The organism is Salibaculum sp., assembly GCF_035270045.1.
Lineage (GTDB): Bacteria > Pseudomonadota > Alphaproteobacteria > Rhodobacterales > Rhodobacteraceae > Salibaculum.
Window position 1 is genome coordinate 1 of record NZ_DATFIP010000076.1, and the last position, 13835, is coordinate 13835.

Below are 13835 nucleotides of genomic sequence, written 5' to 3' on the forward strand. Positions count from 1 at the left end.
CACCAGCGTCGGAGCCGTCTGGTCCAGAGCTATCGCTCGAACGATCCTTCTCAGGCGTTTCCGACCGAAGCGCACGATTGACTGGCGGGGGTCGCCCTGTTCAAGCGCGCTCTCGCCGCATCGCCTTTCTGGGTCGAAAGACAGTGCCAAGGTTTCCGTTAAGCCGCTAAATATTGTCATGCGACTGCTGCTGTCGCTCAAATCGATCCTCACCGCAGTCGGCCACTCAGCGTAGATCGCGATCCGTTTGCCATCCTCGACGACCCTCGGCTCTACCAGATATGGCGTCGCAAACTCGGCCAGAAGACCGTCGCATCCACGACCGATGCCGAACCCGGCGACCATGCAGAACTGCGTGACTTCCCTGATGTCGTGAAGGCTGATAGTCGCGTTTGATGGTCCGAAAGCCTCGGCAACCTCGTTCGAGGCCCGCTTTACCTCAAGCGCGGCAACTAACCGGTTGCCATCGTGAAGCGACCAGATATCGATGTCGCCGGAGGCAAACTGCTTCCAGTAATCCTCATTGTCAGAGAGGCAGTTCCGGGCCGTGCGACCCAACCGGGCGACTTCATCGATCGAGACACAGCGCGTTCCATGAAGAGGGCCTGCCGAAATATGCGCAGGACGGCGGATAATTTCGTGACGCCGCGCCCGGAGTGCAGCGGTCTCGGCCTGCTCGATCAAGCGCCAAGCCTCTCGACCAAGGTCACGGATGTCGCCACGACGGTGAGGCAGACTCTTCAAAAAAGAAGCGGCATTGCGCTGGACGCGCGCGCGTTTATCTCGCGCCAATACTGCCACCTGCACAAGCTCGTCGAACTGGTTCCGGATGTCCTCGACCAAATCGTCACGGTCCCTTGCGTACAACCGGTAAAGGACCCGCCCCTCATCGAATTTTGTCTGAGCCCAGGAAGGATCGCTCTTTCGACGATGCGCTGTGCGTATGCTTTCGTGGCTCTCTGCCGCCCGACGCAGATATGCGCGAAGGCCGGGCAGGTAGTCCCGAAGGGCTGGAGGAGTATCAGACAACGCTTCTTCGATTGCCTCCTGGAGCGCAGGGGCATTGATAATATCACGGCTCAAAGCTTGTTCCTTTCGTTCAGACAAAGCGAACCTACGCTCGGCTAGGCCGAGCATATGAGCGGCTAAACCGCAGCTTATGAACTAAGTGCTTCTAAACGCCGGGTCAGCTTCTCCAGCTGCGCCGACGTCAGACGTTTCGAAAGCGTAACAAGAGCTTCTACTTCGATATCGTCCTGGTTGGGATCAGGCGTGTTTAGAAACTCGGAGGTGCCGTCAACCATCATGACGCTGAAACTCGCACCATTGCCGACTCTAGCACCTGCTTCGGCCAGAAAGTCGGCCAAGGCATCGAGTAGCTGGTGGTGCAGCTTCGAGTTTCGCCGCACATCCTCGGTCCACTGTTTAAGGTGCTTCTCTGTCTCCGTCCCGTTCAGACCGCCTTCGGCACCCATCTTCTTTCTCTTGAGGTATTTCTTGGGCGTCATGCCTTCGTAGCCTACGAAGCGCGACGGCCCAAAGCGCCATTCGCCATTTTCGGTACGGTAGACCTTCCATTGCTTTACCCGCGCGGCATCTTTGATGAGGTCTTGATGCGTGCACGCGGTTTCCCAGTAAGTGTCGATGTTCCGTTGTACGCTATCGGCGGACTTGCTTAGATCGGCCATGTGATAATTCCCTATCATGTCTTGATATGATCAAGACATAGGCGGCGGCGGCACTCAGATCAAGTTCTTTTTAGATTGATCTAATAAGCTTTGGCTCAAGCTTGAGCAGAGCCTCTTTCGCATACGGGCTATTCACTAACCGCCAGTGGTGTTCGTTTCTTGGTAAAGTCGCTGCACGCGTGAAGGCACATTCTTGTTCGACATTATGGACAAAAACCCTCTGCCAAAACTGGGATATCAAAAACGGTCGTTTCTCACCAACCTCTCGTGCCGCCACTACAGCAGTAGGTTAGCCCAGACAGAACCCCGGGGCAAAACCAAAGTGGTTCTGGCACGTTTGTGGCTGTTCGCGCGAGCGGCCGTTCGCTGCACTCGGACGAACTGGTAAGAAGGGCTCCAAGCCGCCATTGGGCGGCACTACCGTGGTGGGATAGCGCAGCCGGCATGAGGGGGTATGGGGCGGACCGGAGGATCCACCATGCCTGCCATAAACCTTCCCGCCATCCGGCCAACCAGACCAGCCGGGAACAGAGGCCGCATCGTCGGCCAGAAAAGGCCGCTTCTGCCGAAACATGTCTGGGCCATTCGTGCATCTTGCAGCATGCTTGGAGCGCGAAGGTCGGCAGAGCGGGACGACAGCGTCGTTCGGCTGCAAAACACGAAGGCATGCTGTGCAATCTGTCTTCAGCCCGTCGAATTGCGAGCCTGCGACTTCGAATCGTGGGCGTCTTCCGTCGTGATGAATGGAGTTCAGACTCCGCACGCGACCACCTGAGCAGTCCGAGGATGGGCCGCTGAGACATCGGTTTCTTCTAGACCTTCAGAATTACAGTAATCTTATCCAACCTGCCGCCTTGAGGTCCGGTCGGAAGGACCGACCCACCGGAACGTGGCGGCCATCGGTCAGGCGCAGGAAGGTTCGCTGGCCCTGGCGCTCGACGCCATCCACGGCATCGGAGGCAACCCACCACGAGCGATGCACGCGCCGGCCGAGGCCGCCGAGTTCGCGCGCGGCGTCTTCCATGCGGCACAGGATCATCTCGGATCCGGTCGAATGATGCACCTTGAGGTAGTGGTCCTGCATCTCGAGGCAGAGGAGCTGCCCGCCAAGCGGCGCGGACAGGCGCGCTGTAAAGAGCGACAGGCCGTCCGCGCCCGACTGCCGAGGCTCGATCTCCTCAGGCTGGCTCCCTGACGACGCGCCTTCGGGCTGTGCGGGATCGGGCATGGCCGCCATCCGCTCCTGCATGTCTTCCCACGCGTAGACGGGCAGGGAGATCGCGGCGAGCAGCAGCAGCACCCGCCCGAACAGGACCGCGACATCATCGGGCCAGCCGATCCCCGAAAGCCCGTTCGCCAACGCCACCACGCCGGTCGCGGGCACGGCGGCGAGGCAGGCGCCAAAAAGCGGCACAGTCAGTCTCGGCATCGGCATCCGGTCGCCCGCCAACGCATCCAGTCGGCGCAAAACGGCATCGGCCAGCAGCCAGTTCACGGAGATGACCGCGAGCCAGTAGGCCAGCCGCGGCGCCATGGGCAGCGTATGATACGTGCCGAACGGCCCGATCAGCCCGAGCACGAGGCCCACGCCGATCGGCGGGCCAAGGCGGAGGGACAGGCGGGCAAGTCGTTCACGCATCGTGAACGGATCCTAGCATGCCGTTTGCGCAATTTCCCAACCGTTTCCGCAACTTCGCTGGCCCGGTCCGGCGCGGCGCCGCTACCCCCGTCGCATCACCAACACCGCACATCCCCGCATCGGAGGTATCGACCCATGATCCAGACGATCCTTTTCCTGCACATCCTGGCCGGCGTCGCGGCGCTGGCCGCGGCCGGCATCGCCGTCGGCAGCGCCAAGGGCGGCCGGCTGCACCGGCGCTCGGGCAACATCTACACGCTCGCCATGGCCTTCGTCGGGATCAGCGCGCTGGCGCTGGCTGTGGTGCACCCGAACCCGTTCCTCTTCGCGGTCGGGATATTCAGCCTCTACCTCGTCTTTACCGGATGGCGCTCGGCGAAGGTGCGCGACGGGCGGCCCCGGCACCTTGACCATGCGGGCGGCGCGGTGATGGCGCTCTCGGGGCTGGGAATGCTCGGATGGGGCGGGCAGGGCGTGCTGGCGGGCGGGGGCGCGCAGCCGGTGATCCTGGTGGTCTTCGGCTCCATCGGCCTCACCCTCGCGCTGTCTGACTGGCGCGACTGGGCGCGCGGACCCGTCGCCGGCAAGGCGCGCATCGCGCGGCACCTCGGCCGGATGTTGGGCGGCACAATCGCCACCATCACCGCCGCGGGCGTCGTGAACCTCGGCTTCCTGCCGGACCTGGTGGTTTGGCTCGGTCCGACCGCACTCATCACCCCCGTCATTTTCTGGTGGACCGCCCGCGTGACGCGCGGCGCCGTCCGCGCCTGATCCGTCGAGAGGAGACATAACCATGCTTGCACGCCGCCTGACCCGCATCGCCCTCTGGACGCTCGCCGCGTTCGCCGTCCTGATCCTCGCCGCCTTCCTCTGGCTCCGGCAGACCCCGGCCTGGGCCGGGATCACCCTGTTCTGGGAAAGTCACCGGGTGGAGAACTTCCGCGCCATGGATCAAGTCTTTCCCGACCGTTCCGTGCCCCGTGGTGCGGATGTTTGGGCCTTCGACCGTGCGCCGGCACCGCTGCCCGAGACCTATGCCTTCGATGGCGCGACCCGCCACCTCGACGCCTTCCTCGACCGGACCGAGACCACCGGCCTGCTGGTCGTCCACCGGGGCGCGATCACCCACGAGGCGTATCGGCAGGGCGCTGACGAGACCTCGCCCTTCACCTCTTGGTCGATGGCGAAATCGGTGCTGTCGGCGCTGATCGGCATCGCCGTTGAGGAAGGGCATATCGCCAGCATCCGCGACCCCATCGGTGCCTATGTCCCGGCACTCGCGGGCTCGGGCTACGGCGACGTGCCGATCGAGGACGCGCTCACCATGTCGTCGGGCGTGGCCTTCGATGAGGATTACGGGAACCCGACGTCCGACATAAACATGCTGTTCATCCGCGCCATGGCGATGGGCGTGCCGGCTGAGGAAACGCTGGCCGGGCTGGAGCGGGTGCGCGCCCCCGGCACCTACAACGATTACGTCAGCTCCGACTCCATGGCGCTGGGGCTGGTGCTGGAGGCGGCAACGGGCATGGCCCCGGCCGCCTATCTTTCGAGCCGCCTCTGGGGCCCGATGGGCGCCGAGGCCGACGCCACATGGAGCACCGACCGCGCGGGCCGCGAATTCGCGCTGTGCTGCCTGAACGCGACCCTGCGCGACTGGGCCCGCTTCGGCCGCCTCTACCTCGAAGGGGGCGTGCGCGAGGGGCGGAAGATCGTGCCGGCGGACTGGGTCGCGGCCTCGGTCGCGCCGACCGCGCCACACCTGCAACCGGGCGATAACCCGGCCAGCCACTGGACCTTCGGCTACGGCTACCAGTGGTGGATTCCCGAGGACCCGCAGGGCGACTTCCTCGCCATCGGCGTCTGGGGGCAGTACATCTACGTCGACCCCGCCCGCGAGGTGGTCATCGTCAAGACCAGTGCCGATCCGCTCTTCGACGACAACGACCACGAGAGCGTCGCCGCCTTCCGCGCCATCGCGCAGGCCGTCGCGGGCGACTGAGCCGGCCCGCTTCCCGTCGCAACCAACCGGAAAGGACGGCCCATGCCCCTTCGTCTTGCCTCACTTCTCACCTTCGCAGCCGGACCGGCACTGGCCACCGGCTTCCAGTTCGTGGAAATCCCGGCCACCGCCGAGGTCCCACACATCGAAGCCGCGGTCTGGTACCCCGGCGACGCCACCGTTCCCGACGAACCGAACACGCCCTTCGGACAGGCCGTCGCGATGCAGGCGCCCGTCGACGGCAGGGACCTGCCGCTTGTGGTGATCTCGCACGGCGATGGCGGATGGTTCGGCGGGCACGCGGCCCTGGCCCGCGCGTTGGCCGAGGCGGGGATGATCGCCGTGGCGCTCAACCATCCCGGCAATTCCGACGGGGACGAGACCGCGCCACCGTCGCGCTGGATCACGGAGCGCCCGCGCCACCTCGCCCGGGTCGTGGAGTACATGAGCAGCGACTGGCCGGACGCCGACCTTGTCGATGCCACCCGGATCGGCGCCTTTGGTTTCTCCGCCGGTGGCCACAGTGTGCTGGCCGCCGCCGGTGGGGAGACGTCGCTGGATCGCATCTCAGCGCACTGCGACACGACACCGGACGAATTCGTCTGCCGCGCCGGCATGGCCGCGGACGTGGTCAATGCCGCCGAGGCCTTCCCCGCTCCTGTCCCGGGCCTGCAAGCCGTGGTCGCCGCCGCGCCCGGTTTCGGTTTCGGCTTCGATCCGGCCGAGGTCACAGAGCTCGATGCAACCATCCAGCTGTGGGGCGCGGCGGACGATGAACGCGTGCCGCAGGCCACCAACGTCGCCCCGCTCGCCGCCGTGTTGGAGGCGCCGTCGGAGGCGCATGTCGTGGAGTCGGCGGGGCATTTCGCCTTCCGCCCGCCCTGCAACCCCGCTCTCGAACAGGCCAACCCGCGCGTCTGGGAAATGGCCTGCACCGACGCCGCGGGATTCGACCGGGAGGCATTCCAGCAGCGATTCAACCGTGTGGTGGTCGAGTTTCTCATTGAAAATCTTGACCCAACAAAGCGGTGACATGCGAAGGAGTCGAGGCGCGCGCGATCAACGGTGCGTCCGCGTCTGCCGCCGCATCACAGAGTGGTTACTTGGCATCACCGCAATCCCGGATACCTCCAGAAGCAGTGCTAACTCCCTGTCCGCCCACGACTGGAACTCCGGCTGCACACGGCCCAAAGCCGAGATTGGCGAACAAAGCACCTTGCCGCTTTGCGGCCCCTGGTTGAGGTCGTTCGCTACGAGTGCCAACCCCAATATTGGCCAACTCACCCCCCATGAGAGGTTGGTCGTTCAAAAACTGCAGATAAATAGCATTAGGGCTTGAGGCTGACTCGCCCCGAAAGAAATCTGGTTTTGCCGGTCCCCGGCTCCCTATGCCAGCCTGGGCTCTATCGACGCAAAGAGGGTCACAGTTGTGCCTGCGTCTGACCGTTCGACGCGCAAACTGGCTGCTTGCGCAAACTAGATTACTCGCTGGAACTGCCGCTTCAACCAACGGGACACACCCTTTCCAACCAAGCCCCAAAGCACAAGGAGTGCCGTGACGAGAAGTATGGTGAAGGTGATCTCGCGTTCCCAGAAGATCGAGAGCCCATCGCGCGAGATCAGCAGAGAACGGCGGAAGTTGGCTTCACATATCGGCCCCAGCACCACACCGATGACGATGGGCGCCAGCGGATAACCATGCAGGCGCAGGAAATATCCCAAGGCGCCAAAGCCCAGCATGCTCCACAAATCGAAGATCGAAGATTGCAGCGCAAAGGTGCCCATCACGCTCAGCATCACCACAACGGGCAGCAGGTGCACCTTGCGCAGGCGCAGCACCGACAGAAACACCGGGGTCATGAGAAAACCGAGACCCGCCAACGCGACATTGGCAAAGATATAGGCCAGGAACATGCCGCCCGCGACGTCGAGGTTCTGTTCGAAAAGCTCTGGCCCGGGGAAATAGCCGAACAGGATCAGCGCGCTCATCAGGACCGCCGCCGAGGCATCGCCCGGCACGCCCAGCGCCATGGTGGGGATCAGCGTTCCCCCGGCAGACGCGTTGTTGGCGGCTTCGGTCGCCACCACACCACCTTCGGCGCCCTCTCCGTAGCCGTCTTCCGGACGGGCCTGCGCCTTGGCGACAGCGTAGGAGCTGAAGGCGCTGATCACCCCGCCCGCGCCCGGCAGCGACCCGAAGAACGTGCCAATGGCGCTGGAGCGCACGAGGTTGACCGGATGCTTCAAGAGCAGGACGAGCGAGAAAAGGGAAATGCGCACGCGCGGCACCTTTGGCGCCTCCAGCAAGCCTCCGCCACGGATCTGGAACAGCACTTCGGATACGGCGAAAAGGCCAACGACGATGGCGACGATGTGAAAGCCGCTCGACAGTTCGAAATAGCCGAAAGTGAACCGTTGCGCGTTGGAAATCGCGTCTGTTCCGATGGTGGCGATCAGCAGGCCCAAGACGCCGGTGATGAACCCCTTGAGCGGCGCTTCGCGGCCGACCACAGCGATGGCGATCAGACCCATCAGGGTCAGCGCGAAATATTCGGGCGGCCCGAACCGCAGGGCGAAATCCGCCAGCACAGGCGCCAATGCGATCAGGATGATGCCGCCGATGATGCCGCCGACCGCAGACGCCGAGATCGCCAGACCAATGGCTTCGCCCGCCCGGCCCTTCTGTGCCATTGGGTAGCCGTCCAACAGGGTGGCAGCCGCGATGGGCGTGCCCGGGATGCGCAGGACGATGGCCGACACCGCGCCGCCACAGGAGCCCCCGACAAAGATCGCAATCAGTGCGCCCATCGCAGCGACGGGGGGCAGGTGAAACACTGCCGGTAGCAGCAATATGATCCCCATCAGTGGCCCCAGCCCCGGCATGACCCCGATGATGAGCCCGAGGAAACATCCGAAAATGGTCATCGCAATGGCGAGCGGTGTCCCGAACAGCTCCCATCCTGCGATCAGTGCGTCGACGCCCATGGCAACCTCCGGCTCAGAGGTTCACAGCGATCCCCAGGAGGCCCCGGGGAAGGTTGACGCTGAAAAGGCCTTGGAACACGGCCAGACACCCAAGTGTGAGACCCAACGGCAACGCGGACAGCGTCACCGGATCACGGTCGCCAAGCGCCAGCAACATCGCCAGAACGAAAATCGGCGTAGCCAGCAGGAAGCCCAGAACCGGCAGCAGCAAGACATAGGCAACCATGCCGAGCGCGGCAAATAGAAGCTGGCCCGGCCTGTCCGGCGCAGCCGCCGGTTCAGACCCCGCAGCCTCAGGACCTGACCGAACATCCGACACGACCTGCAGGGCCAACAGGGCCAGCAACAACCCCGCGAGCAAACGCGGATACAGGGCCGCATTGCTAATGGGGGTCCCCGAGGCATAACCCTGCTCGGTCAACGTGGTTGCCGCTTCGTAGAACACCAGACCGCAGGGCACAGTCAGGAAGACCGCGGGCATGTGCCGCCACATGGGATGCGTCGGCAGACCACTACCCAATTGCGTTGCGTCAGGCTGGGGCTTCGAACGGGTCATGGCAACAGGGCTCCTGTTTCCGGTGGTGATGGATACGCTCGTGGCCCGGGCGGGAGGACGACCGGGCCACGCTTTTCACGGCTGAGAGGTGGCCGTGCTTACTGGATCGAGTCCAGCTTTTCTGCTTCCCACTCGATCGCATCGGTCGCGGTGGAGAGCTGCTCGCGAACGGCGTCCACGGTGTCGATGTAGTCCTCGGGCGGATAGCCCAGCAGTGGACGGCCGATGCTGTCGAAGTACTCCTTGACCTCGGGCCGCTTCAGCGCTGCAGCCATTGCTTCACGCAGAACCTCCACATGCTCTTCCGGGGTCCCATTCGGCACAACATACCAACTCCAGCCCATCGGTGCGAGGCCCGTCAGCGGGTAATCCAGCGCCTCGGATTCAGCGATCAACGGAACGCCGCCAAAGATGTCCTGAACCGACTGCAGGTCACTCAGCGCCGTCAGGACCCGGACATGCTCGCCATTGGCGCGAACGAACCCCGGGTTGCCGGCCATGAAGTCCAGAATACCGCCACGCATATCCTTGAGCGCCTCTTCGAGCCCGGCATAGGGCACATGCTGCGCCACCGTGTCCGTCGCCTTGAACATATTCGCCAGGCCAACATGGGGCAGGTTCCCGTAGGCACCGGAGGTGTAGCGAAGATCGCCAGGGTTGTCCTTCATGTATTGGACGAGAGACTCAAAGTCCGGGAAGCGGTCGTCATCGGCACGCACGATCACCGAATTCGGCACGGCCCCCAATGCATAGAGCGGCGTGAAGGCGGTGTGGTCGGCATCTATATTGCCGAGCAGGGACTGCACGACCATCGGCGCGACCCAACCGTCGAAAATCGTGTAGCCATCGGCGGGCCGATTCATCGCGGTTTCCATCGCCTTGACGCCGGTTCCCCCTGGTGTCGAAATCACGGTGACATTCACGCCCAGCTCCTCGCTCATGGCTTCCGCCATGACTTGGCTGGAGGTCATTGTGACACCGGGCGGCCACGGGAAAATCACTTCGATGTCCCGTTCGGGGAACTCCGCCTGCGCGGTGGTGGCGGCAGCGGCAAGTGCAAGACCTGCCAGGGCCGGTTTGAAGTTGAAGATAGGCATTATATTCCTCCCATTCGGGCGCCCCTAGCGGGCATTGTTGCGGATTTCGGCAGGCCCGCTCTCCTCTTCCAGGCGCCGATGGATCGACTATAGTCAGCCGAAATCCTCTATTTCAAATATCACTTTGTGCTCAACTGATAGCTTTTAGGCATGGGAAAGGGGAAGCTACAGCCCATTTCTACGTATAACATTTTGCTATCAGCTCATTCAAAAACAATATTTTAGAAGCATTTCCCTGCTTGTTAGGCTCGACATGGGCCGGTACGTGGCCTCTGCACTCAATGGAAAGGGTCTCATGCGCACCGTCTTTGTTCTATTCGACTCGCTGAACCGCCTTTCGCTTGGTCCCTATGGCGCGAAAACGATCAAGACACCGAATTTCGACCGCCTGGCGGCGCGATCCGTCACCTTTGACAATCACTATGTCGGCTCCATGCCCTGCATCCCGGCCCGTCGGGACATGCAGACCGGCAGACTGAGTTTCATGCACCGGTCCTGGGGACCGATGGAACCCTTTGACAACGCGTTCCCCGAGATCCTCGGCGCATCGGGCGTCTATTCACATTTGATCACCGATCATTTGCAGTATTTCCGCGACGGCGGGGCCACCTATCACACGCGCTATACAACATGGGAATACCTGCGCGGTCAGCATGGCGATGCATGGCAGGCCGAAGTCGCGCCCGACTGGCCCAAGCTGAAGCAGCAATATCACCCGCTACAATACAGCGAGACCCGCGGCGTCGATCAGTATCATCACATCATCAACCGCCAACACCTGCATGAGGAAAGCGACTATCCGCTGACTCAATGCTTCGACTCGGCGATCAAGTTCCTAGATCAGAACGGGGCCGCGGACGATTGGTTCCTGCAAATCGAGACCTTTGATCCGCACGAACCCTTCAACGCGCCGGAACGGTTCAAGGAGGAGTTTCCGACGGATTACAACGGGCCGACCCTTGATTGGCCACCCTATGGCCGGGTGCAGGAAAGCCCGGAGGAATGCAGCGAACTGAACGCCCATTACCGCGCCAACCTTGCCTTCTGCGACGAACAACTGGGCCGTCTTCTTGACTATTTCGATGAACACGGGCTGTGGGAGGACACCGCCCTGATCGTTTCGACCGATCACGGATTCCTGCTGGGCGAACATGACTGGTGGGCAAAGAACCGGATGCCCATCTACGAAGAGATCGCCCATATCCCTCTATTCGCCTATCATCCCGATTACGCGGATCAGGGGGGCAGCCGGTGCAAGTCTCTGACCCAGACGACCGACCTGATGCCCACTTTCCTCGGGCTTCACGATTGCGCGGTCCCGCCCGAGGTCACCGGACACTCGATCCTGCCTTTGCTGGCCGGTGACCAGTCCATTCGCGATGCGGTCATCTTCGGAACCTTCGGAAGCGCGGTGAATGTCTGCGACGGGCGGCATGTCTTCATGCTCTACCCCGAACACGTCACGACCGAGGGGCTGTTTCAGTACACCATCATGCCAACGACCCTGAATTTCCTGTTCGAGGTGGACGAATTGGCGCAGGCCGATCTTGTGGCCCCCTTTGACTTTACCAAGGGCGCCCGGCTTTTGCGTACACCGGCATTGGAAAAGTCGCCCTTCAACCCCTATTTCGGGCCGCTCGTTTTCTTCGACACGGAAACGGTGCTCTATGATCTTGCCACCGACCCGGAACAGCAGCGCCCGTTCCGCGACGCCGATATCGAGTTGGAACTCACCGTGACCATGCGCGCACACATGCGCAGGCACGATGCCCCGGCAGAACTCTATGCCCGGCTCGGATTGCCGATACCCCGCGATGCCGGGCCGCAAATACTGTCCCAACCCGCGACCATTGCAGCACGGAGCGTGGAACCGACGGACGGCTAGCCCCTAATCAGTGATGCGCTATCGCGTTCTTGCATATCAATGCCTGGGACGTATGGTTCCAGCACAGGCCGAATGAACCGGGGCACATCATGGACCGAAAGCACATTGTCTTTCTGAAGGTTGCCGAGCTGGGAAATGTGACGGCGGCGGCGAATGACCTGAACATTGCCCAGCCGAGTCTGACGCGGACCATCGCCTCGCTGGAACAAACCTTTGGCGCCAAGCTGTTCCTCCGGCAACCGCGCGGCATGGAGCTGACGGAAGAAGGCCGGGTCCTCTTTCGCCACCTCAAGGATATGGAGGCCGTATATCAACGCGCCTGCCGCGATGTGCACGCAATCAAACGGGGGTACCATGATGCGGTCAGCATCGGTTGCGGTCTGACCTATCAACTGCTTCTCATGCCGGACATCCTGCGCAGGCTTTGGCACGACTTTCCGCAATCCTCGTTCCAGGTCCTGACCGGGTCCGCCGACGATCATGCCCGCGCCCTGCGCGACGGAGAGCTGGATTTCGTCATCACGGCTGCGATCGAAAAGGTCGAAGATCCGCTGATCGAGGTCACGCGCCTATGCCGGATTGAACATGGCGTGGCGTATTGGCCCGGCGTCTTGCCGGATTTGCCCGAGGATCAGAAGATGCCGATGGAAGCTCTGGAGGATCTGTCCTGGGTCTTGTTCCAGACCGAGCCGCAACTCAAGACAAGCATGGAAAAGACGTTCTACCAGCTTGGTCTTGCGCCGCCTCGGATCGCGCTGACAACCTCCTCTTTGCAGCTTGGGCTTGAACTGCTGAAATCCGAAGGCATGGTGATGTCCGTACCGACCCTGTTGCGCGATTGGCTGCAAGAGCGTGGTTACCGGTTACACGCCACAAGCGAGCCTCTATGGCAGCTGGATTCAGGGATCGCCATGCTGAAGGCCAACGGCGACCATCCAATTGCCGAGGCGCTTGTCCGCCATGCCCGGGACCTTGTTCGTTCGATCCCGGTCTTCAGGGCACACGGCACCTGACAAAGGTAAAGCGCATGGCCGATACCAAACCACCCGTTGCACGTTTTTCCGCCGTCAAATCCTGGGCCGGCACCAGGACTCCGGTCATTCCCGATGATGGAGAAGGCACCATTCGCCGCGCATCGCTGCGGACCTTCGCCATCGAAGCCCATTGCGTCTCCGTCGGCCGCTTCGCCGAATTCGTGGCCGAGACCGGGTATTTGACCGAGGCAGAAAAGATCGGATGGTCGTTCGTATTCCGGGGCCTGCTGTCGCGCCCTGGCAGCGCCGACGTCGTTGGCGGATACAACAAGGCTGGCTGGTGGTGGGCCGTCTCGGGGGCCTATTGGAAATACCCATCCGGCAAGGCTGAGCCCGAGGCCGCACCGGATCATCCCGTCACCCAGATCTCCTGGAACGACGCGTTGGCCTTTGCGGCATGGGCGGGCGGCCGTCTGCCGAGCGAGATCGAATGGGAGCACGCCGCGCGCAACGGGTTGGAGGATCGGCGTTATCCATGGGGCGAAGAAGAGCCTGGCGACGACACGATTCTTTGCAACATCTGGCAGGGCCGATTTCCCGACACGAACACATGCGCCGACGGGTATTACGGCACCGCCCCGGTCGATGCCTTCGTCCCGAACCCGGCGGGCCTGTTCAATTTTTCAGGGAATGTCTGGGAGTGGACCGCAGATCGCTACCGGATCAACTCGCTCAAATCGAAGGCCAAGACCCGCAATGCCCAAGCGAAACGGGACGGCGACAGGGTTATGAAAGGCGGGTCATTCCTATGTCATTCCAGCTATTGCTGGCGCTACCGCATCGCCGCAAGATCAGGACGCGCCCCGGATACCGCGGCGAGCCATACCGGGTTCAGGATCGCCTATGACTGCCGCTAGCCGGGTTTAGGTCGTTGCCAGGGCGCCAACGCACTCAGACCACACGCGATGAATTGAGACGTAGCGGATTGCCACCTGTCCGTTGCGCCCGG

The 13835-nt window shown here is 62.5% G+C and carries 12 protein-coding genes; 6 read left to right on the forward strand and 6 right to left on the reverse strand.

Annotation, left to right across the window (positions count from 1 at the left end; genetic code table 11):
• From VJ897_RS12345 to VJ897_RS12360, 3 genes are all read right to left on the reverse strand, one after another.
• On the reverse strand, positions 1-1083 hold a 1083-nt coding region (locus VJ897_RS12345; RefSeq protein ID WP_324055986.1), incomplete at its 3' end, for a hypothetical protein.
• A 74-nt stretch (positions 1084-1157) separates the two neighbouring features.
• Entirely contained in the window at positions 1158-1688 is a 531-nt protein-coding gene (locus VJ897_RS12350) for a hypothetical protein (protein ID WP_324055988.1), read from the reverse strand.
• Between the two features lie 826 nt (positions 1689-2514).
• Positions 2515-3327, reverse strand: a complete 813-nt coding sequence (locus tag VJ897_RS12360) for a LytTR family DNA-binding domain-containing protein (protein ID WP_324055989.1) — start codon at positions 3325-3327, stop codon at positions 2515-2517.
• Between the two features lie 135 nt (positions 3328-3462).
• Between VJ897_RS12360 and VJ897_RS12365 the strand changes: the two genes are divergently transcribed.
• Genes VJ897_RS12365 through VJ897_RS12375 form a run of 3 tightly spaced genes read left to right on the forward strand, consistent with a single transcriptional unit; the run spans position 3463 to position 6361 of the window.
• Positions 3463-4098 carry a hypothetical protein gene (locus VJ897_RS12365; RefSeq protein ID WP_324055990.1) on the forward strand — a complete coding sequence of 212 codons (636 nt, stop codon included), beginning with the start codon at positions 3463-3465 and terminating at the stop codon, positions 4096-4098.
• A 22-nt stretch (positions 4099-4120) separates the two neighbouring features.
• Complete coding sequence (locus tag VJ897_RS12370; protein ID WP_324055992.1) at positions 4121-5329, forward strand: serine hydrolase domain-containing protein; 1209 nt, start codon at positions 4121-4123, stop codon at positions 5327-5329.
• Between the two features lie 42 nt (positions 5330-5371).
• Positions 5372-6361 carry an alpha/beta hydrolase family protein gene (locus VJ897_RS12375; RefSeq protein ID WP_324055993.1) on the forward strand — a complete coding sequence of 330 codons (990 nt, stop codon included), beginning with the start codon at positions 5372-5374 and terminating at the stop codon, positions 6359-6361.
• Positions 6362-6805: 444 nt separating this feature from the next.
• Here the strand turns inward: VJ897_RS12375 and VJ897_RS12380 are convergent, their stop codons facing one another.
• The 3 genes from VJ897_RS12380 to VJ897_RS12390 form a co-directional block, all read right to left on the reverse strand.
• The gene (locus VJ897_RS12380; RefSeq protein WP_324055995.1) at positions 6806-8314 is read right to left on the reverse strand and encodes a tripartite tricarboxylate transporter permease; all 1509 of its coding nucleotides are present in this window, start codon (positions 8312-8314) and stop codon (positions 6806-6808) included.
• A gap of 13 nt (positions 8315-8327) precedes the next feature.
• Complete coding sequence (locus VJ897_RS12385; RefSeq protein ID WP_324055997.1) at positions 8328-8870, reverse strand: tripartite tricarboxylate transporter TctB family protein; 543 nt, start codon at positions 8868-8870, stop codon at positions 8328-8330.
• Positions 8871-8968: 98 nt separating this feature from the next.
• The gene (locus VJ897_RS12390) at positions 8969-9967 is read right to left on the reverse strand and encodes a tripartite tricarboxylate transporter substrate binding protein (RefSeq protein ID WP_324055999.1); all 999 of its coding nucleotides are present in this window, start codon (positions 9965-9967) and stop codon (positions 8969-8971) included.
• Between the two features lie 265 nt (positions 9968-10232).
• Here VJ897_RS12390 and VJ897_RS12395 point away from each other — a divergent pair, with 265 nt between their 5' ends.
• From VJ897_RS12395 to VJ897_RS12405, 3 genes are all read left to right on the forward strand, one after another.
• A complete protein-coding gene (locus tag VJ897_RS12395) occupies positions 10233-11852 on the forward strand; it encodes a sulfatase (protein ID WP_324056001.1) in 1620 nt (539 codons plus the stop codon).
• 89 nt (positions 11853-11941) lie between these two features.
• Positions 11942-12865 carry a LysR family transcriptional regulator gene (locus VJ897_RS12400; protein ID WP_324056003.1) on the forward strand — a complete coding sequence of 308 codons (924 nt, stop codon included), beginning with the start codon at positions 11942-11944 and terminating at the stop codon, positions 12863-12865.
• Positions 12866-12879: 14 nt separating this feature from the next.
• Positions 12880-13743 (forward strand): SUMF1/EgtB/PvdO family nonheme iron enzyme, encoded by an 864-nt coding sequence (locus VJ897_RS12405; protein ID WP_324056005.1) that lies wholly within the window; start codon positions 12880-12882, stop codon positions 13741-13743.
• Positions 13744-13835: the final 92 nt, after the last annotated feature.